The sequence below is a fragment of the Hymenobacter sp. DG25A genome (genome assembly GCF_001280305.1).
Lineage (GTDB): Bacteria > Bacteroidota > Bacteroidia > Cytophagales > Hymenobacteraceae > Hymenobacter.
Genome location: NZ_CP012623.1, coordinates 756607 through 777401, shown reverse-complemented (window position 1 = coordinate 777401; position 20795 = coordinate 756607). Strand labels below are relative to the sequence as shown.

Annotated in this window: 14 protein-coding genes, 2 tRNA genes and 3 rRNA genes; 4 read left to right on the top strand and 15 right to left on the bottom strand. The window is 53.6% G+C overall.

Annotated features, from left to right (window positions below; all coding sequences use genetic code 11):
* Positions 1-792 (top strand): polyprenol monophosphomannose synthase, encoded by a 792-nt coding sequence (locus tag AM218_RS03260; protein WP_054415246.1) that lies wholly within the window; start codon positions 1-3, stop codon positions 790-792.
* Positions 793-848: 56 nt separating this feature from the next.
* Positions 849-1817 carry a TerC family protein gene (locus AM218_RS03255; protein WP_054411819.1) on the top strand — a complete coding sequence of 323 codons (969 nt, stop codon included), beginning with the start codon at positions 849-851 and terminating at the stop codon, positions 1815-1817.
* Positions 1818-1890: 73 nt separating this feature from the next.
* Here AM218_RS03255 and AM218_RS03250 read toward each other — a convergent pair whose 3' ends face one another.
* A complete protein-coding gene (locus tag AM218_RS03250; protein ID WP_157547498.1) occupies positions 1891-4020 on the bottom strand; it encodes a biosynthetic peptidoglycan transglycosylase in 2130 nt (709 codons plus the stop codon).
* A 157-nt stretch (positions 4021-4177) separates the two neighbouring features.
* Between AM218_RS03250 and purB the strand changes: the two genes are divergently transcribed.
* Both purB and AM218_RS03240 read left to right on the top strand, forming a co-directional pair.
* On the top strand, positions 4178-5542 hold the full coding sequence (gene purB, locus AM218_RS03245; RefSeq protein WP_054411817.1) for an adenylosuccinate lyase: 1365 nt from the start codon (positions 4178-4180) through the stop codon (positions 5540-5542).
* A 60-nt stretch (positions 5543-5602) separates the two neighbouring features.
* A complete protein-coding gene (locus AM218_RS03240; protein ID WP_054411815.1) occupies positions 5603-6691 on the top strand; it encodes a glycosyltransferase family 9 protein in 1089 nt (362 codons plus the stop codon).
* A gap of 14 nt (positions 6692-6705) precedes the next feature.
* Here the strand turns inward: AM218_RS03240 and AM218_RS03235 are convergent, their stop codons facing one another.
* From AM218_RS03235 to AM218_RS03175, 14 genes are all read right to left on the bottom strand, one after another.
* The gene (locus AM218_RS03235; protein WP_054411813.1) at positions 6706-7842 is read right to left on the bottom strand and encodes a glycosyltransferase; all 1137 of its coding nucleotides are present in this window, start codon (positions 7840-7842) and stop codon (positions 6706-6708) included.
* Between the two features lie 40 nt (positions 7843-7882).
* Complete coding sequence (locus AM218_RS03230; RefSeq protein WP_054411812.1) at positions 7883-8869, bottom strand: glycosyltransferase family 2 protein; 987 nt, start codon at positions 8867-8869, stop codon at positions 7883-7885.
* On the bottom strand, positions 8862-9389 hold the full coding sequence (locus AM218_RS03225) for a DUF4199 domain-containing protein (protein ID WP_054411810.1): 528 nt from the start codon (positions 9387-9389) through the stop codon (positions 8862-8864). Before AM218_RS03225 ends, AM218_RS03230 begins: the two co-directional genes overlap by 8 nt.
* Before the next feature lie 45 nt (positions 9390-9434).
* Positions 9435-9968, bottom strand: coding sequence for a DUF4199 domain-containing protein (locus tag AM218_RS03220; protein ID WP_197274008.1), 534 nt, complete (start codon positions 9966-9968; stop codon positions 9435-9437).
* A 50-nt stretch (positions 9969-10018) separates the two neighbouring features.
* Positions 10019-12085, bottom strand: a complete 2067-nt coding sequence (locus AM218_RS03215; RefSeq protein WP_071843681.1) for a BatA domain-containing protein — start codon at positions 12083-12085, stop codon at positions 10019-10021.
* 289 nt (positions 12086-12374) lie between these two features.
* Positions 12375-12486: ribosomal RNA gene (gene rrf / locus AM218_RS03210) — 5S ribosomal RNA — on the bottom strand.
* 81 nt (positions 12487-12567) lie between these two features.
* Positions 12568-15472 (bottom strand): 23S ribosomal RNA (locus tag AM218_RS03205).
* A gap of 198 nt (positions 15473-15670) precedes the next feature.
* Positions 15671-15747 (bottom strand) — tRNA-Ala (locus AM218_RS03200).
* Between the two features lie 37 nt (positions 15748-15784).
* Positions 15785-15858 (bottom strand) — tRNA-Ile (locus AM218_RS03195).
* Between the two features lie 107 nt (positions 15859-15965).
* Positions 15966-17480, bottom strand: a 16S ribosomal RNA gene (locus tag AM218_RS03190).
* The 16S, 23S and 5S rRNA genes sit together here with 2 tRNA genes alongside, the layout of an rRNA operon.
* 318 nt (positions 17481-17798) lie before the next feature.
* On the bottom strand, positions 17799-18125 hold the full coding sequence (locus tag AM218_RS16675; protein ID WP_157547497.1) for a hypothetical protein: 327 nt from the start codon (positions 18123-18125) through the stop codon (positions 17799-17801).
* 542 nt (positions 18126-18667) lie between these two features.
* Positions 18668-19939 (bottom strand): adenylosuccinate synthase, encoded by a 1272-nt coding sequence (locus tag AM218_RS03185; protein ID WP_054411804.1) that lies wholly within the window; start codon positions 19937-19939, stop codon positions 18668-18670.
* The gene (locus AM218_RS03180) at positions 19939-20286 is read right to left on the bottom strand and encodes an STAS domain-containing protein (RefSeq protein ID WP_054411802.1); all 348 of its coding nucleotides are present in this window, start codon (positions 20284-20286) and stop codon (positions 19939-19941) included. Before AM218_RS03180 ends, AM218_RS03185 begins: the two co-directional genes overlap by 1 nt.
* The gene (locus AM218_RS03175) at positions 20283-20756 is read right to left on the bottom strand and encodes a Fur family transcriptional regulator (protein WP_054411800.1); all 474 of its coding nucleotides are present in this window, start codon (positions 20754-20756) and stop codon (positions 20283-20285) included. The genes AM218_RS03180 and AM218_RS03175 overlap by 4 nt, the downstream gene beginning before the upstream one ends.
* Between the last annotated feature and the right edge of the window lie 39 nt (positions 20757-20795).

Below are 20795 nucleotides of genomic sequence, written 5' to 3'. Positions count from 1 at the left end.
ATGAACGACTCGCTCGTTATCATACCGACCTACAACGAGCGGGAAAACGCTGAGCTCATCATTCGCAAAGTGTTTTCGTTGCCCAAGCCATTCGATGTGCTCATCATCGATGACGGCTCCCCCGATGGTACCGCTCAGATTGTGCGCGACCTGCAGGCCGAGTTTCCCGGACGTTTGTTTCTGGAGGAGCGGGCCGGCAAGCAGGGCCTGGGCACAGCCTATATCCATGGCTTTAAGTGGGGATTGAGCCACGGCTATTCTTACATCTTTGAGATGGATGCCGACTTTTCCCACAACCCCGAAGACCTGATTCGCCTGTATGAGGCCTGTGCCGTGGAAGGCCATGATATGGCCATTGGCTCCCGGTACATTCACGGCGTGAACGTGGTTAACTGGCCCATGAACCGGGTGCTTATGTCCTGGTTTGCCTCGGCCTACGTGCGCTTTATTACGGGCATGCCTATCATGGATGCGACGGCCGGCTTCAAGTGCTACACGGCGCAGGTGCTGCGGGTAATTCCGCTCAATCGGATCCGGTTTATCGGCTATGCCTTCCAGATTGAGATGAAGTGGCTGGCCTACAAATATGGCTTCCGCCTCAAGGAGGTGCCTATTATCTTCACCGACCGGACCCGGGGCGCATCTAAAATGAGCAAGGGTATCTTTAAGGAAGCTTTTTTTGGAGTGGTGCAAATGAAGGTGAGCAGTTGGTTCCGCCGCTTCGACCGTTACCCCACTTCCGCCCGCCCGGTTTCAGCTACGGCCGCAACCTCCGCGCCCGAAACACGGTAGGCGCTTTACCCCCTTATGCGAGGGGTTCTCTCTTGTGTGGTTCCTGATGCCGTTGCATGGAAAATACTCCCCTGTTTTGGGTTGCCTTTGTCACCTTTGTGCTGGCAATGCTCTTGCTCGATCTGCTCGTGTTCAACCGCAAGGCCCACGTAGTAAAAATGCGCGAGGCCCTGGGCTGGAGTGCCTTCTGGATCCTGCTGTCGTTGTCGTTCAACTACCTGGTGCTGCGCACCATGGGCAAGCAGCCGGCCCTGGAGTTTCTGACCGGCTACCTCATTGAGAAGTCGCTGAGCGTAGACAATCTTTTCGTTTTCCTGCTCATTTTCAGCTACTTCCGGGTACCACAGGAGTACCAGCATAAAATCCTGTTCTGGGGTATTATCGGGGCGCTGGTGCTGCGGGCCATATTTATTCTGGCCGGCGCGGCCCTGCTGGCCAAGTTTCACTTTCTGCTGTATGTGCTGGGGGCTTTTCTGGTCTACACCGGCGTTAAAATGGCCACCTCGGCCGGAGAGCCGGAAATTGACCCCGATGCTAACCCGGTGGTGAAATTTCTCAGCCGCCACCTGCCCATTACCAGCAAGCTGGAGGGCGGCAAGTTCTTCGTGCGGAAAGAGAAGCTGCTGTTTGCCACGCCTCTGTTTGTGGTGCTGGTGATGGTAGAAACCACCGATGTGGTTTTTGCCGCTGACTCTATCCCGGCTATTCTGGCCGTCTCGCGCGACACGTTTATTGTGTTTACCTCCAACGTGTTTGCTTTGCTGGGTTTGCGGGCACTCTATTTTGCCTTGGAAGGCCTCATGCGCCTGTTCCACTATCTGCACTATGGCCTGTCCCTTATCCTGATTTTTATTGGGGTGAAGCTGCTCATATCCGAGCTATATGAGTTGCCCATGGCCATTTCTCTCGGGGTGGTGGGCTTTATTTTGGTCATGTCGGTGGTGCTGTCGCTGTTACTACCCAAGGCCAAGGAAGAATTGCAGCTACCCACGGCAGATGATTCTGCGGATGATTCCAGCCTATAACCCAAACCAGACTTCATAAAAAAGCCCCACCGGCCATGGCCGGTGGGGCTTTTTTATGAAGTCTGTACGCTGGCTATTGCTTGGGCGGGGCCGGTGGCTCCGTAGTTTCCGGCACGTTGGTATTCACGCCCTCGTCTTGGCCGCCGCCCAGCAGGTCAATCAGGTTGAGCGGCTCAAACTGCGCCGAGTCGGCGGGTGATACGGTGCGTACCGTGTCCCGTACGGCCCGTACAATGTATTTGCGCGCCGGCCCATTAAAGTTCAGGTGGTAACCCAGGCTTTCGTACTCGCCCTGCGAGATGTAGCCTTTGCGGGCCATCAGCTGCGCAATGAGGCGTTGGAAGTAGCGGGCGCTACTCATCATCTCCCCGTACTGGTTAAAGCCGTTCTTATAGTATTTGGGCCGCGGAATAATGCTGGCCAGGTACAGGCTTTCGGATAAGCTCAGGTTGGCGGGCTGCTTATCAAAGTAGAATTGGGCAGCCTCTTTTACTCCGTAAATCTTCGGGCCCCATTCAATGATGTTCAGGTACACTTCCATCATCCGCTCTTTAGTGGCGATGTGCGTGTTTTCAATCAGCCAGACAATCAGCGCCTCTTCTATCTTGCGCGTCACGGTTTTCTGACGGGTCAGAAACACGTTTTTCACCAGCTGCATAGAAAGCGTGCTGCCGCCGCGGGCAAAGCGCTTCTCCTTAATATTCTGAATAATGGATTTCACGAAGGCCTTTTCCATAAAGCCTTTGTGCGTGAAGAAGCGCGGGTCTTCCGCCGTCAGAATAGCATACTTTAGGTACGGCGACACCTGATTGAAAGGCACGAATTTGGGGTTGGGCGGTCCGACCTGGAAGGTCTTGATGGAGTCGCCTTTATCATTGTAGGCAGTGTAATAGAAGGGCGTGTTCAGCTTGCTCAGGTCCTCGCGGCCAAAGCGCGTAATCCGGAAATTCTTGCCTTTCAGCGAGGAGTTGAACTTGAGGCTATCCAGCTTATTCATGTCCAGATCCGCACTCAGACGGTAGGTAAGGGTACCTTCGCCTTGCATGCCTTCCAGGGTGCTGAACATGCCTTCCGGCAAGGCATTGAAAAAGTCGTTGGCCGGCGTTTCACCGGACTCTATCAGGGCTTTCACCTGCAGGCCGGCCAGCATCTCATCCCGGGACTTCACGCCGTTGATTTCCCCAATTACCCGCTTGTTGCGGGGCAGCTTGCGCACGCTGAGCTGCGGGAAAACCTCCATCTGGTTCAGGGTGACTTTAGTGCCTTTTTCCAGGGCGGCGTAGGCCTTACCCAACGTGGCTACATAGTCAATGCCGGCGCGGGGGAAGCGCACATCGTGGTCGGCCAGCTTGGGGTGGTGCACCACAAAGTTGCGCGCCCAGGCCGTGCCTTTCACCGTCAACTCATCATTGTTCAGGTCTTTGCCCGTCAGGCTCACCCGCACGGTATCAAACTGCACCCGGGCGCCGTAGCGGCGCTGCACGTAGGGCATCACCACAGGGCGCCCATCCAGCCCATACACGTTGGCCGTGAGGGAGTAGTCACTGGGCTCTACGTGGCCCTGCAGGCCAAACCGGTTAACCACGGAGTCGATATCCGCCGTGAGCTGGCCCTGGATGTCGCCATCCTCAATAGCGAAGCGCGGCATGGTGATGGTAGCGTTATGCTCCGGGCTACGGTAGGTGACCAGGAAGCTGCGGAAATCAGCCTCCCCGGGAATATTGTCAAAAACCGTTTCCAGCAGCTGATTCACCATCAGGCCATAGTTGGCTCCCTGGGTGGTGTCGCGCTTAACAGTGGTCTTCTGTTTCTTGAAGAGGAAGGAATAGTTGTCCGTGGTGGCCGTTTTGTGAGCAGTGAGGCGGGCGCTGTCAATCTGGAGGCCGCTAAACACGGGGCGCCGGGCAAACAGAGACTTCAGGCTGATAGACGCATTGATGCGCCGGGCCTGCAGCAGCGTATCGGGGCGGGCGGTAGGCACCAGGCTTACGCCATCTATACGGACGGTATTCAGGTCCACAAACCGGGCGGGGCCCAAGGCCAGCGTTACCGGATATTTGGCTTCCACCTTCGCTTTTACCTGCCGCAGTGCATACTGCAACAACTCCTGGCGCTTGAGAAGAAATATGCCTAATGCCAATGCCAACAGCACCAACAGGCTACCCAGGGCAATGGCTATTCTTTTTTTTGTAGTTGAAGTCACGCGCAAACAGAGGAGAGAAGTTGCGGCCGGGCATAGCTAGATTCATGCCGAACCCATTGCCGCTCGGAAGACAAAGGTAGTGAAAAGCACCGCGTGCCCTGTCGGGCAGAGCGGGCATTCCTTACCTTTGGTCCACCGGTCCAACTTCCCTATACGCATGTCTGCCTCAACCGATACGACTTCTTTCTCCGCCCTCACCGCCGTTTCGCCGCTGGATGGGCGCTACCGTCGCCAAACGGCGCCGCTGGCTGCCTTCTTTTCCGAGCTTGCCCTGATTCGCTACCGGGTGCTGGTAGAAGTGGAGTACTTTATTGCCCTGCGCCAGCTGCCGCTGCCCCAGCTGGAAACGGTTTCAGAGGAAGTTATCGGGGCGCTGCGTCAGATCTACCTGGATTTTTCACCGGAAGATGCGGAGGCCGTAAAAGCCCACGAGCGGGTAACCAACCACGATGTGAAGGCCGTGGAATATTTCCTGCGGGATAAATTCATGGCGCTGGGGCTACAGCAATACGTGGAGTTTATTCACTTCGGGCTCACCTCCCAGGACATCAACAACACCGCTATTCCGCTGAGCTTGCAGCACGCCGTAGTCAAGGTGCTGCTGCCCGCTTACGCTACGGTGCGCAACCACCTGGCCGACCGGGCTACCAGCTGGGCCGCGGTGCCCATGCTGGCGCGTACCCACGGCCAGCCCGCCTCCCCTACCCGCCTAGGCAAAGAAATTCAGGTGTTTGTGGCCCGCCTCGATGCCCAGGTAGACCTGCTGGCGCAAGTGCCCTTTGCGGCCAAGTTTGGCGGCGCTACCGGCAACTTCAACGCCCACCACGTAGCTTATCCAAACATCGACTGGCACGAGTTCGGACAGCATTTCGTGACCGACCGGCTGGGCCTGCACCGCTCCTTCCCCACCACTCAGATTGAGCACTATGACCACCTGGCCGCCCTTTGCGACGGCCTAAAGCGCCTCAACAATATTCTTATTGATCTGGCCCGCGACGTGTGGCAGTATATTTCGATGGGGTATTTCCGCCAGACCATTAAAGCGGGTGAAGTAGGCTCCTCCGCCATGCCGCACAAGGTAAACCCCATCGATTTTGAAAATGCCGAAGGCAACCTGGGCCTGGCCAATGCCGTGCTGGAGCACCTGGCGGCTAAGCTGCCCATCAGCCGCCTGCAGCGCGACCTGACCGACTCTACCGTGCTCCGCAACCTAGGCGTGCCTCTGGGCCATACGCTCATTGCCCTTACGGCGCTGCAGCGCGGCCTGGATAAGCTGGCGCTGGACGAGGAAGCCCTCCGCCGTGACCTGGAAGCCAACTGGCCAGTAGTGGCCGAGGCCATCCAGACCATTCTGCGCCGCGAAAACTACCCCGACCCCTATAACGCCCTCAAGGCTCTTACGCGCACGCATGGCCCCATCACGCAGCAAACCATCAGCGAGTTTATCGGCACGCTGAATGTGAGTGATGCTGTTAAAGCGGAGCTGCGCGCTATTACGCCGATGAACTACGTGGGCATCTAAAAAGTCGGCTTCCCTCCCTTTACTAAGTAGGGCTTTCTTTCAGCCCAAAATATTCTCCCAATGCCCGAGCTTAACGGCATCACCGTTCATCCCGACTGCCGCCATTTTCGCGGTGATATTCCCTGCCGCCCGAATAAAGAACACGGCTATCAGTGTGGCGGCTGCCCCGTGTACGCGCCCGTGCTGCAGCGGATTCTGATTATCAAGCTGGGAGCCATTGGGGATGTTATCCGGACGACACCCCTGCTGCGTCGGCTGCGGCTGGAATATCCGGCGGCAAAAATTACGTGGCTCACGCTCACGCCGGCCATTCTGCCCCAGGGAGAAATTGATGAGGTGCTGAAGCTGGAGCTGGCCTCGGTGCTGCACTTGCAGGCGCGGGAGTTTGATATTCTGTTTAACCTCGACAAAGACAAAGAGGCTTGCGCCCTGCATGATTCTATCCGGGCGACGCAGAAGTTTGGCTACACGCTGCACCCCAACGGCGTGGCCTGGCCCAGCAATACGCTGGCTAACCACAAGTTTCTCACGGGCGTGTTCGATGAGCTCAGCCAGCAGAATGAGAAGCCCTACGTGCAGGAGATTTTTGAGCTGTGCGGCTATGAGTTCCGGGGCGAGGAATATGTATTCGACAATCACCAAGACAAAGGCTACGATTGGTCGGCGCTGCCGACGGGCAAGCCGCGCATTGGCCTGAATACCGGCTGCGGCGACCGGTGGACCACGCGCCTGTGGTCAGATGAGAAATGGGTGGCGCTGATCACGCAGCTGCAGCAGGCCGGGTATGCCCCTGTCCTGCTGGGTGGCACCGCCGAGGATGAGCGCAACCGGCGCTTGCAAGCCGTTACTGGTGCGGCCTACCTGGGCACCTTCCCGCTGGAGCAGTTCATCAACCTCATGCACCAGATGGACCTCATTGTAACGCAGGTAACCATGGCCATGCACATCAGCATCGCCCTGCAGAAGCCCACGGTGCTCATGAACAACATCTTCAACCCCTACGAATTCGACCTATACGGGCGCGGCCAACTGGTGCAGCCCGACCGTCAGTGCGTGTGTTTCTACCGGGGCACTTGCAAGCTGGGCACCAGCTGCATGGAGGATTTGCCGGCGGACAAGGTATTTGCCGCTGTGCAGGCCAGCTTATAAGGTCAGAAAAGACCCTAAGGCTGCTTCTCCTGGGCCACGTCTTTCAGGGCGTGTACCATCTCACTCCAGGAGAACTGTTTTTTTCGCTCCCAAACTCCCGTGGTAAACTCGGCCTCACGCTGATGCTCGTAGAAATCTACCAGCGCATCGGCAATGGCTTTGGGGGTGGGCTTTACCACGTAGCCCACTTCGCCGTTGGGAATCAGCTCGGCTAGGCCGCCGACATCGGTAACCAGCATGGGCCGCTCAAAATGATAGGCAATCTGTGAGACGCCGCTTTGCGTGGCGTTTTTGTAGGGCTGCACCACCATATCGGCCGCGCAAAAGTAGTCTACCACCTTCTCATTGGGAATGAAGTCGGTGGCGCGCACCAGGCGGCTTCCCAGGTTGTATTTCTGAATGAGCTCTTCGTAGGGCGCGGAGTCTTCGTAATACTCGCCGGCTACTATCAGCTTCACCGGCAGGCGGGCCAGCCGCTCATCGGCAAAAGCTTCCAGCAATATATCCAGCCCCTTGTAAGCCCGGATAAACCCGAAAAACAGCAGATAGCCAAACTTTTCATCCAGCCCCAACGCCCGTAGGGCTTCGGCTTTGGATTTCAGGGGGCCGAAGTTGTCATAGAGCGGATGCGGCTGGTAGCGGGCGGGCTGCTTGAAATGCAGCAGGCGCAAATCGGCCAGCACCGCCCGCGACATGGTGACAAAGCCATGACAAGCCGAGAGGAAGTACCGCGTAAGGGGCCGGTCGCCAGGGCGCTTTTCGTGGGGGATTACATTATCGGTAATGGCCACAATGCGCGTGTGGCGGTTGCGGCGGATGCGGCGGGCTATAAACCCCAGCGCGGGCCCCATAAAGGGCAGCCAGAACCGAAAAATCACCAGATCCGGCTTTTCCCGACGCAGCTTCTCCCCTACCCGCAGCCAGGAAAGCGGGTTTATGGAGTTAATACTGACTTCAATATCCAGATCTGCGGGGCCAGCCTCGGTGCTGAACTGCGTTTGGCCGGGAAACAGAAAGTCGGGATACTGCAATGAAAATGTCACCAATCGTACTTCGTCGCCGGCTTCGCGGAAGGCCCGCGCCAGTCGTTCGTTGTAGGTGGCCAAGCCACCCCGCAATGGATATGCAGGCCCGATGATAACGACTTTCATAAGCATACCCAGGGCCCATAATTTACCCCGGCTGTTTTAGCTACTCCAGATTAAGCTTATCCCGCACCAGATACTGATTCTTCCGGGGGCCGTTCAGCTGTACCATTTCGGCCAGAAAACCGCCCACAAACACTTGTACGCCTACAATAACGGCGGCCAGCGCCAGGAAGAACAGGGGCTGATCGGTAACGTCGCGCGCTTTCAGGTTCTGGGAGGCCAGGTACACCTTTTCTCCCACCAGCCACAGCGTAATCAAAATACCCGTTAAAAACGAAAGCATGCCCACCGTGCCGAAGAAGTGCATAGGGCGCTTCTTGAAGCGGCTCACAAAGGTGATGCTCAGCAAATCCAGAAAGCCGTATACGAACCGCTCCAGGCCGAACTTGGTGACGCCATACTTGCGCTCCTGGTGCTGCACTACCTTCTCGCCAATACGCCGGAAACCGGCCCATTTAGCAATAACCGGAATGTAGCGGTGCATCTCCCCGTACACTTCAATGGACTTCACTACGCGGTGGTTATAAGCCTTCAGCCCGCAGTTGAAGTCGTGCAGTTGAATACCCGAAATCCAGCGCGTCACGCCGTTAAAGAGCTTGGTAGGAATGGTTTTGCTGAGTGGATCAAAGCGCTTTTTCTTCCAGCCGCTTACCAGGTCATACCCATCATGGGTAATCATCTGGTAAAGGTCCGGCAGCTCTTCCGGCGAGTCCTGCAGGTCGGCGTCCATGGTGCACACCACGCGGCCCACCGCGGCTTTAAAGCCCACGTTTAACGCCGCCGATTTGCCGTAATTCCGGTTAAAGCGGATGCCCCGCAAATGAATATCCTCCTGCGACAAATCCTCGATTACCTCCCAGGAGGCATCCGTAGAGCCATCATCTATCAGAATAACCTCATAGGTGAGCCCATGCGCAGAAAGCACGCGGTGAATCCACCGCGTGAGTTCCGGCAAAGACTCAGCTTCGTTGAGCAGGGGAATAACAATAGACAGCTCAACGGGAAAATGCTGCGGCAAACGCTTACTCAAACTCGGGGCGGGTATTTTTAGTGATGGCCGAAATGATTAGGGAAAGAATCAGCCCGATTAATACCGCAAATACAATGGCAATGACCAAACCTACCGGGCCAACGCTGAATTTCTGCGACATAGCAACCGCCTGATCAATCTGCTCGTCGCTCAGATTACCTTGCTGCTCCATTTTGGTTCGTGCTAAATCTACTCCACGCTGCACGGCAGCAGGGTCAATGAACTCCATATAGACATAGCGGAAGATAGCGCCCATCACCCCGGATACCAACGAGAGGATCATCCCAATGGTCAGGCCCTGCCCATAGGACATAAAGCCTTCATTGTTGGCTTTGTAATACTTATGAGCCATCCAGATACCACCTATCCAAATCACAAAGGCCAGAAGGCCAAGCGGGGTGTTTCCTTCCTGACGGGTAGCCAGCAGAATAAAGGTGTAGATAATGGACACTAAGCCCGTTAATACTCCGTAGCGAATACCAACAGATGCAGGCGTAACAGTAGTAGCGGTGTTTTCCATAAGATGAATTGGATTGGGAGAAAAGAAAAAAACAGGAATGCGCACTTATTTCCGGAAGAAAACGGCTCCCGGCAATACAAATAATACTCCTAGAATCAACTTTTTGTAGAACTCATCCAGCGCCAGCTCACTTGGCTGTGGGTTATGCTGCAGCGCTTTTTCTTCTAGCTGAAAGCGCTTGGCGCCATCTCGCTGCTTTAGATAAATATCCCGGCCGGCTTGTAAAATAGCGCGCATTTCAGCCCCATTTTTTTCAATCAGCTCCGGCCCGGCCGCGCGGGCGAAACCATACAGCCCGGCCGCGGAAATAGCCGAGGCAAATAACACAGTCAGAATGCCTGTTAACACAGCCCGTCCCAACCCGGGGCCATTAGGCTGAAAATAGCGCCGCACATACCACTGACATAGCACCGCGGCAAAAGGCAATAGCACCGTAGACATCAGCCGTTTAGGACCGTACGGGTTATGCCCGGCCATATACAGATATAACAACCAAACAAGGGACAGCAACCCTACCCCCGCGCCAAAAAGCAGGGCGGTGCGTAGAATGCGCTGAGAAAAAGAAAGCGGAGTTGACACAGGCAAAAACTGAAAGCGGAAAGATAGAGGCTTTTCCGCAAACGCGGTTCTTATGCCACAGGAACTACCTGGGGAGCTGCCGCCTTAGCTTTACCCCAAAAACGCAATAGCAGCACTTCCAGTAACAGCGAAATCAATGCCGCTGCTAGGCAATATTGCCACAAGGGAGTACCAACCCGTTGCGCCTTATACTGCGCCGCTACAGACTGGCCCTCGTTCACATCATATAAATGAATATTAGGATGGGTGGTGCCTATTAGCTGACGTAGCTCTTCCACAGAGTAGCTGGCCAACTCTGATTCGCGCTTATCCTGATTAAATGCCAGCGTAGTAATTGGCCGGCCCTGTTGGGTGAGGGTATAAAAACCAGGCATCTTCATACCCACTGGTACTGTCAGAACCACTTCCCCCACTTGTACACGCTGCGCAGGGATAAAAGTGTTACTATCCTGCTGTAGCTTGAATACGGCCTTATCGCCAATATTTTTCGTTGATGCAGTTGGCACCGGCAGCGTCACCGTTTCTTGGGTAAGCCGATACGCGGGCAGTTGGGTAGCCTGATAGCTCTGCATAGCCAACCGATACATCACCGGCACAAATAAGGCATGAGTGCTAAAGTCAGAATAAGCCCCCAGCAGGGGGGCGGCAAGTAGATATACCTTGCCGGCTCCACTAGGGAACTCCCCCAGGTAGCCATCACCATCCCGCATTTTCAGAATATCCTGCCCGGAACGTGCCCACCGTACTATGGGCGCCGCCTTCGGCATAGTGCCCGGCCGGCTTTGCCTGGCAAATACTTCCCGAAAAAATGGGTTCTGCTGATTAGGTGCCGCTAACTCCCGTTGTACGGGTGATCCCTCTCCCACTGAGTTCCACTGTATAGGTCCAACGCCTAGTTCACGAAAAAGAAGGGTATAAGACGCACGGGCATTTACTTCTGCCGGCGGAATTATCAACACACTCCCCCCCTGCGACACCCGGCGCTTGAGAGCTTCCACCAGTCCACTGGGAACTTGCGCCAGTTCCTGTACTACCGTTAAATCACTACCGGCAACACCCTGATAGTTTAATCTATCAGATGGGGAGACAGAATAATCAAAAAGCGGTTCGTTGCCATACACCTGCTGGGTTGGCGTTTGGCCAGCCACAATGTCTACAATGCGAATCCTGGTGGATGGCTGCAGAGTGAAGTAGTAAGTATTGTCAAAGGCAATTGGCTCATCCTCAACCTGAATTCGGCACTGCTGTACATCCGGAGAGGAAAGCCGAATCCTAACAGTAGTTATGGCTATATCAGCAGCCTGTATATCGGCCTGGTAGGCACTAACCAATTGCTGGCCTACAAACACTTTCACCTGAACACCATTGGCAGCCTCATTGCCACCATTCCTCAGCCTGATCTTAATAGGAATATCAACTCCGGTCCGAATAAAAGCATCATCCAGAATGACACTATCTACATAAACATTAGCTGCCGCCTGCCGCCGCAGAGGAACAAGAAATACCTGCTGAGTAGAATCAAAAGAGGAAAGGAACTGAGGTGCTAATGCAGACTTCTGAAAGTCTGAAAATAGAAATAGTTGTTTAAAGGATGCATTACCACGGCGAGACTGATTTATAGCAGGCGTAAGTCCTAAATTATGCCCCGAAATAGTTAATTCCTCAATCCTCTGCCGAAAAGAAGCTAGGTCGAGTGGTTGAGAATTAATGCCAGGAAGATAAAACTGAGTAGTTGGCGGCAAGAATGAGGTCAAACCATTACTCAGTTCAGTTGCTTTGTCTAACAGAAGCACATCACCTTGGGTGCTCCCCTGCATACTTGGTGAAGTATCTATTAATACACCTATAGAGTTGCTATTAATATCTTGCTTTTCAGGCGCGGGAATAAATGGTTGGCAAAATAACAGTACCAGAAAAAACAAGAAGCAAAGCCTGGCAATAAGAACTAAAAGATGCCGCAACTTACGTTGCCGTGCAGAGATAATCTTTACTTCCCGTATGAAGCTAACATTGGTAAAAACTATGCGTTGAACCCGACGCAGTTCAAAGAAATGTATAACTATAGGAATAGCTAAGGAAAGCAGTCCTATTAAAAACCAAGGATAGAGTAAAGCCATATTTGTCGAATCTTCAAGTAAAGATAGCCACAAAATCTCCTCAGATTAAGTTATTCTTGATCTAAACAAATGCATTATATGGTGCAAAGCAATAATAAAAGCATCGGTTATTTATAATAATATACCTTTAAATACAAGTTAAAACCATCATTCCCCACGCTCAGGCGGAAACCGGGCAGCACTTGGTTTCCGGCATCCCTTGGCCCTCGTCTAACCTGCAATAACGCTTTAAACGGCAGAAGCCCCCTTCCGCAGCACAAGGTCGCAGAGGGGGGCTTCTGATCAAAAAGGTTGGCGGCGACCTACTCTCCCACCGGTGAAGGCAGTACCATGGGCGCTACGGGGCTTAACTGCTCTGTTCGGAATGGGAAGAGGTGAACACCCGTGCTAAAGCCACCATTAAGGTGTCAGCTAGTACGTGAAACGTATGCTGTCAAATCGTTGACGCAGGTAACGGGTAAGAAAAAGGAGTTGAGCTATTTCACAAGAAGCGTTCGAGTCATTAGTACACCTCGGCTGTGCTATTTCTAGCTTTAGACCTAGTGCCTATCAACGTGGTCATCTACCACGACTCTTAGTATGGGATATCTCATCTTGAGGTGAGTTTCGCACTTAGATGCTTTCAGCGCTTATCTCATCCCAGCGTAGCTACCCGGCGCTGCAGCTGGCGCCACAACCGGTGCACTAGCGGCTGGTCCATCCCGGTCCTCTCGTACTAAGGACAGGTCCTCTCAAATATCCAACGCCCACCACAGATAGGGACCGAACTGTCTCACGACGTTCTGAACCCAGCTCGCGTGCCACTTTAATCGGCGAACAGCCGAACCCTTGGGACCTTCTCCAGCCCCAGGACGTGACGAGCCGACATCGAGGTGCCAAACCTCCCCGTCGATATGAGCTCTTGGGGGAGATCAGCCTGTTATCCCCGGCGTACCTTTTATCCTTTGAGCGATGGCCCTTCCATGCGGAACCACCGGATCACTATATCCGTCTTTCGACCCTGCTCGGCTTGTCGGCCTCACAGTCAAGCCCGCTTCTGCTATTGCGCTCTGCGTACGGTTACCAAGCGTACTGAGCGGACCTTTGAAAGCCTCCGATACTTTTTTGGAGGCGACCACCCCAGTCAAACTACCCAGCAGACACTGTCTCCCTTTCAAGATTAGGCACCAAGCAACACAAGGGTGGTATTTCAACGTTGGCTCCCCAACGGCTGGCGCCGCTGGCTCATAGCCTCCCACCTATCCTACACATGTGTTACCCAGCGTCAATGTCAACCTATAGTAAAGGTGCACGGGGTCTTTCCGTCCCGTGGCGGGTACTCGGCATCTTCACCGAGACTACAATTTCACCGAGCTCATGGCTGAGACAGCGCCCAGATCGTTACACCATTCGTGCAGGTCGGAACTTACCCGACAAGGAATTTCGCTACCTTAGGACCGTTATAGTTACGGCCGCCGTTTACCGGGGCTTCGATTCAAACCTTCGCCTTGCGACTAAGTTCCCCTCTTAACCTTCCGGCACCGGGCAGGTGTCAGGCCTTATACTTCCGCTTGCGCGTTCGCAAAGCCATGTGTTTTTGTTAAACAGTCGCCTGGGCCTTTTCACTGCGGCTTCTCCATCGCTGGAGGAAGCGTCCCTTCTCCCGAAGTTACAGGACCATTTTGCCGAGTTCCTTGGCCATGATTCACTCGAGCGCCTCAGGATTCTCTCCTTGACTACCTGTGTCGGTTTGCGGTACGGGTTATAAAGCAGTAAACGCTTAGCAGGTTTTCTTGGCAGTCTGATTAGGTACACTATCCCCGTGGCCGAAGCCGTGGGGTACTATCATGTTTCAGCTAGGTCAGCGGATTTGCCTACTGTCCCAATACCTACGCACTTTAACGGGCACTTCCGTCCGCCCGCGGTACTTTCACTTCTGCGTCACTGCATCACTCTACTTCATAAGTGCTGGAATATCAACCAGCTGTCCATCGGTGTTCGCCCTTCGGCTTACCCTTAGGTCCCGACTAACCCTGCTCCGATTAGCGTTGAGCAGGAAACCTTAGTCTATCGGCGGGCCGGTTTCTCACCGGCCTTATCGTTACTCATGCCTACATTTGCTTTTCTAGCCGCTCCAGCACCCCTGACAGGATACCTTCACCGCTGCTAGAATGCTCCCCTACCACTTGCACATAGTGCAAATCCATCGCTTCGGTACCGGACTTGATGCCCGCGTATTATCGATGCCCTGTCGCTCGACCAGTGAGCTGTTACGCACTCTTTAAATGAATGGCTGCTTCCAAGCCAACATCCTGGCTGTCAAAGCAACTGGACCTCCTTTGTTCAACTTAGTCCGAATTTAGGGACCTTAGCGGATGGTCTGGGTTCTTTCCCTCTCGGCCTGGGACCTTAGCACCCCAAGCCTCACTGCCGAGTATATTTCCAGGCATTCGGAGTTCGTCAGGATTCGGTAGGCTGTGACACCCCCTAGTCCTATCGGTAGCTCTACCTCCTGGAAACTTCACCTCGACGCTGTACCTAAATACATTTCGGGGAGTACGAGCTATTTCTCAGTTTGATTGGCCTTTCACCCCTACCCACAGGTCATCCAAATCCTTTTCAACGGAAACTGGTTCGGGCCTCCAGTTGGTTTTACCCAACCTTCACCCTGCCCATGGGTAGATCACAAAGTTTCGCGTCTACCCCCTCTGACTCTACGCCCTATTCAGACTCGCTTTCGCTGCGGCTCCATGCGTCCACGCATTTAACCTTGCCAGAGAGGAGTAACTCGTAGGCTCATTATGCAAAAGGCACGCCGTCACCCCACTAAAGGGCTCCGACCGCTTGTAAGCACACGGTTTCAGGTTCTTTTCACTCCGGTATTCCCGGTTCTTTTCACCTTTCCCTCACGGTACTAGTTCACTATCGGTCTCTCAGGAGTATGTAGCCTTAGCGGATGGTACCGCTGGATTCAGACGGGATTTCTCTGGTCCCGCCCTACTCAGGAATCCACTACCGTACCTAATCAGGTCGCTTACCGGGCTCTCACCGTCTATGGCCGACTTTCCCACGTCGTTCAGCTAAGATTAGATAATCAGATGTTGTGGTCCTACAACCCCACGGTGGCCGTAACCACCCTAGTTTGGGCTAGTCCCCGTTCGCTCGCCACTACTTGGGGAATCATTAGTTATTTTCTTTTCCTCCGGGTACTTAGATGTTTCAGTTCCCCGGGTTTGCCCCTGGTGCTATATGCACGAGGTCTTACAGCTTCACTGTAAGGGGTTGCCCCATTCGGAAATGCTAGGATCAATTGGTATGTGCCCATCCCCTAGCCTTATCGCAGCTTATCACGTCCTTCATCGCCTCTGAGAGCCTAGGCATCCCCCGTGTGCCCTTGCTTACTTCTTGTAGCTCTCTATTGCTAGAGAGGGCTCGGGTGACTAACCATAGGTTAATCACTCTTTATTACTTTTTCTTACTCGTTACACTACGTCAAAGAACGTTTGTTTTCCCAGTTGGAAAACAACGTAGTACTGTCCTGTTACCAGAAACACTACTATATGTTGGTATTCTCACCGAAGACGACCCGAATGGTCTGTCTCGTGTTGGTGGAGAATAACGGAGTCGAACCGTTGACCCCCTGCGTGCAAGGCAGGTGCTCTAGCCAGCTGAGCTAATCCCCCATTTTCGTGTTCCGTTGGCCTACCCAACTGTGAACAGTGGGCCTGCCTGGACTCGAACCAGGGACCTCTACATTATCAGTGTAGCGCTCTAACCACCTGAGCTACAAGCCCGGGTTTCGATGAGGGCATCGAATCCGTGAATATCTTGAATGAAGGAATGACAAATTTGATAGTCCAAAGGTAACGCGAGCAACAACTCACGAGTCGGACCGCTCCAGAAAGGAGGTGATCCAGCCGCACCTTCCGGTACGGCTACCTTGTTACGACTTAGCCCCAGTTACCTGTTCTACCCTAACTGGCTTCTATTACGAGCACCAGCTTCAGGTCTACCAGACTTCCATGGCTTGACGGGCGGTGTGTACAAGGCCCGGGAACGTATTCACCGCGTCATTGCTGATACGCGATTACTAGTGATTCCAGCTTCACGAAGTCGAGTTGCAGACTTCGATCCGAACTGAGAACGGTTTTTTGAGATTGGCGTCACATCACTGTGTAGCGACCCTCTGTACCGTCCATTGTAGCACGTGTGTAGCCCTAGGCGTAAGGGCCATGATGACCTGACGTCGTCCCCGCCTTCCTCACTGCTTGCGCAGGCAGTCCATCTAGAGTCCCCGGCATAATCCGCTGGCAACTAAATGTAGGGGTTGCGCTCGTTGCGGGACTTAACCCAACACCTCACGGCACGAGCTGACGACGGCCATGCAGCACCTTGCTTTGTGTCCCGAAGGAAAGGTTCATCTCTGAACCGGTCACGCGCATTCTAGCCTAGGTAAGGTTCCTCGCGTATCATCGAATTAAACCACATGCTCCACCACTTGTGCGGGCCCCCGTCAATTCCTTTGAGTTTCACCCTTGCGGGCGTACTCCCCAGGTGGGATACTTAACGCTTTCGCTAAGTCACTAACTGTATATCGCTAGCAACGAGTATCCATCGTTTACGGCGTGGACTACCAGGGTATCTAATCCTGTTCGCTCCCCACGCTTTCGTGCCTCAGTGTCAGTACCAGCCTAGTCAGCTGCCTACGCAATCGGGGTTCTGGATGGTATCTATGCATTTCACCGCTACACCATCCATTCCGCCAACCTCGTCTGGACTCAAGCCTTGCAGTATCCATGGCAGTTCTCTCGTTAAGCGAGAGGCTTTCACCACGGACTTACAAGGCCACCTACGCACCCTTTAAACCCAATAAATCCGGACAACGCTTGCACCCTCCGTATTACCGCGGCTGCTGGCACGGAGTTAGCCGGTGCTTATTCCTCAGGTACCGTCAGTGTACCACGCATGGTCTTTTTCTTCCCTGAGAAAAGCCGTTTACAACCCAGAAGGCCTTCATCCGGCACGCGGCATGGCTGGGTCAGGCTCTCGCCCATTGCCCAATATTCCCTACTGCTGCCTCCCGTAGGAGTCTGGCCCGTATCTCAGTGCCAGTGTGGGGGATCACCCTCTCAGGTCCCCTAGACATCGTCGCCTTGGTGGGCCGTTACCCCGCCAACAAGCTAATGTCACGCAACCCCATCCTTGACCAATAAATCTTTACCAATTGCCTGATGCCAGGCTGTTGGTTTATGCGGTATTAATCCGCCTTTCGGCGGGCTATCCCCCAGTCAAGGGCAGGTTGGTTACGCGTTACGCACCCGTGCGCCACTAGTGGTATTGCTACCACCCGTTCGACTTGCATGTATTAGGCCTGCCGCTAGCGTTCATCCTGAGCCAGGATCAAACTCTCCATTGTAAAATTACTTGCTACTCTCTTCGAAAAGAGAGCCATGTCGAGTGCTGATCCGACCCGTATTAACGAGCTATTATTCGTTTGTTACGCTTGGTTGGTTTCAAAGCCGAAGCTCGAAAACCGCTTACCAAATTTGTCAATTCCAATCATTCAAAGAACGTGTGCTCTCGTCGTTTCGAGAACCGTGTGCTAGCCAGGCTAGCGGGGTGTTTTAGTTAGTCTGTCCGGGCTTCCATTCGAAGCGGGATGCAAAGGTAAACAACCTTTTCTGTTTAACAAGCGAAAAGCGAAATAATTTTGAAGCTTTCGTTTTCGTCTGCCTTACTTGTTTTCCCCTTCCGTTTGAAGCGGGATGCAAAGGTAAGTAACTTTTCTGCTGCTTTCCAAATCCGGTTTCGAAGTTTTTTTCGAAGCGGGTTGGGCTTGTTTCACTCTCAAGCGCTTCCGGTTGAAGCGGGTTGCAAAGGTAAGCAACCTTTTTCGTTTCGCAAGCGAAGTAGGAAATTTCTTTTTTGAACTTTTCCGTGCTGCTTGCTGGCTTCCGGTCGAAGCGGGTGGCAAAGGTACGCTTTTCTTTTCTTCGTTTGCAAGCCCGAAAACAACTTTTTTTTCGGATTGTACCCGGCTTCCGGTTGAAGCGGGCTGCAAAGATAGTAGAACCTTTCCCAGATTTCCAACTTCTTTTTCAAAACTTTCTCCAGGAGCCTCTCAGCTGCTTGCCCTGCCGCGTTCCGGTTTGGGAGTGCAAAAGTGCGACTCTTCTCCCCTATTTCCTAACCCACTTCTGAAGAAATTTAGAGATTGGGTTGCTAGGACAATTATCGCTTTTGCTACCGCACTGAGGCCTAACCATTTGACGACTTCCTTTAGTTCACCATCTTCCTAAAAAAACTTAGGCCTTTCACTTATCAACCTTGGAGAGGCTCCTAATACGGCTTTGTGGTCTTTAAACAGCCCTTATATATAGGAGTGCTTAATACCGAGGATAAGCAGGGAATACTTCCATTTCCGTTTGACCTGCCTATTCCTGCTAACAGGAAAGCACTCTATTCTCATTAAGGCGCTTCACTTTATATGTGTGAGTACACCTTATATATAGGGCCACTTCGCACTCCTTATATATAAAGTGTACATGGAGCTAATCAAAAAGGCGAGTATCGCGCTTTGAAATACTCGCCTTTCAGAAGGTCTTAGTTAAGATGCAGGGTGCTTACCCTATCTGGTCCGACGCTGACGATACGGATGGGAACATCTAATTGCTGCTCCAAGAACTGTACATAGGCTTTCAACTCTGCGGGCAGCGCTGCAGGATCGGTTATATCCTGCAGAACGGTGTGCCAACCGGGCATGCTTACATACACAGGGGTCATGTATTGCAGCTCGCCAAAGTCTGGGAAACGGTCGGTTTGCTGGCCATCGGGGGTTTGGTAATGCGTGCAAACCCTGATTTCATCGAACTCATCGAGTACGTCCGCCTTCATCAGGTGGATTTCGGTGACGCCGTTGAGCATGATGCTATAGCGCAGGGCGGGCAGATCAATCCAGCCGCAGCGACGCGGGCGGCCGGTGGTGGCGCCGAACTCGCGGCCGGCTTTGCGAATCTCCTCCCCTACTTCATCCAGCAACTCTGTTGGAAAAGGGCCGCTGCCTACGCGAGTGCAGTACGCTTTGCTGATACCATATACCTTATCTATATGGCGCGGGGCAATACCCAGGCCGGTGCAGGCGCCGGCGACGATAGTGCTGGAGGAGGTAACGAATGGATAGGTGCCGAAATCAATATCCAGCAAGGAGCCCTGCGCGCCTTCAGCCAGAATATTCTTGCCTTCGCTGAGCAGCTTATTTAATAAGTACTCTGTGTCGGTGAGCTTCAGGGTGCGCAGGAACTCTACAGCGGAGAAGAAATCTGCTTCAAACGCTTCAATTTCCAGCTCTTTGCCGTGGAAAGCAGCCAGCGTGGCGTGCCGGGCAACGGTTTCCTGGTAGCGTTCCTGGAAGTCAGCCAACAGGATGTCTCCTACGCGCAGGCCGGTGCGGCCAATTTTATCCTGGTACGTGGGACCGATGCCTTTGAGGGTGGAGCCGATTTTGCTGCCGCCACGCGCTTCTTCGCTGATGCGGTCTAGGGCGCGGTGCGAGGGAAGAATAAGCTGGGCTTTTTTGGAAACGTAGAGGTTCTGGCTCCAATCAACGCCCCGATCAGTGAGCTTTTGTAGCTCCTGCCGGAAAACGGCGGGGTCCAGCACTACACCGTTGCCGACAACGTTGAGGATGTGCGGATGAAAAATACCCGATGGAACCTGGTGCAGAACGTGCTTAATACCATCGAAGGTGAGGGTATGGCCGGCGTTGGGGCCTCCCTGAAAACGGGCCACTACATCATAGGTGGGCGCTAGCACGTCTACGATTTTACCTTTCCCTTCGTCGCCCCACTGTAATCCGACTAGTACGTCAACTGGCATTAGCTTACGGCTTTCAATTGTTCAGCAGCTTCCGCATCGGAGGCTGCAATGGTGAAAATGGCGTTGAGTTTAGTAATGAGTAACAACTTTCGGATGTGCTCCGAAGGGTTAATCAGGACCAGCTCGCCGCCTTGATTGCGAAATTTGGTGAGGATGGATACCAGGACTCCAATACCGGTGCTGTTGATAAACCGTACGTTTGACAAATCCACGGCGCAGAGGATAACGTCGTCGCCGAGGTGGTTGTTGATGGTTTGGAGGAGAGGCTGGGTATCGGGAGAACCGATCAGGTCGCCGCTAAGGCGCACGTAGAGGATGCCGTTCTGGACGGTGGCTTCAGTTTTCATTCAGCTTGAGAACGGGCGGCGGCTTGCGCTCGGCAGTCGCCGCACACACCGTACAGATTTAAAGAGTGATGCAAGATATGGAAGTTGAGTAACTCGCCTACCATGGTTTGAATGCCGTGGATGCGCGGGTCGCAGAACTCAACAACTTTGTGGCATTCGGTGCAGATGACGTGGTCGTGCTGGCGGTAACCGTAGCTTTTTTCATACTGCGCCAAGTTGCGGCCAAACTGGTGCTTGCTCACCAGGCCGTGCTCTACCAGCAAATCGAGGGTATTATATACGGTAGCCCGGCTGACCTGCAGGCCCTGCGTTTTCATGCCGGCAAACAGCTCCTCTACATCGAAGTGCCCGGTTCGGGAGTAGATTTCCTCCAGAATAGCATACCGCTCGGAGGTCTTCCGCAGGCCTTTGTTTTCTAAGTACGCCGTGAAGATTTTCTTCACTTCTTCAAACTTCTCCTGATCCAGCATGCGCTACCTATATATAAGGAGTGACAAAAGTACGGAGTA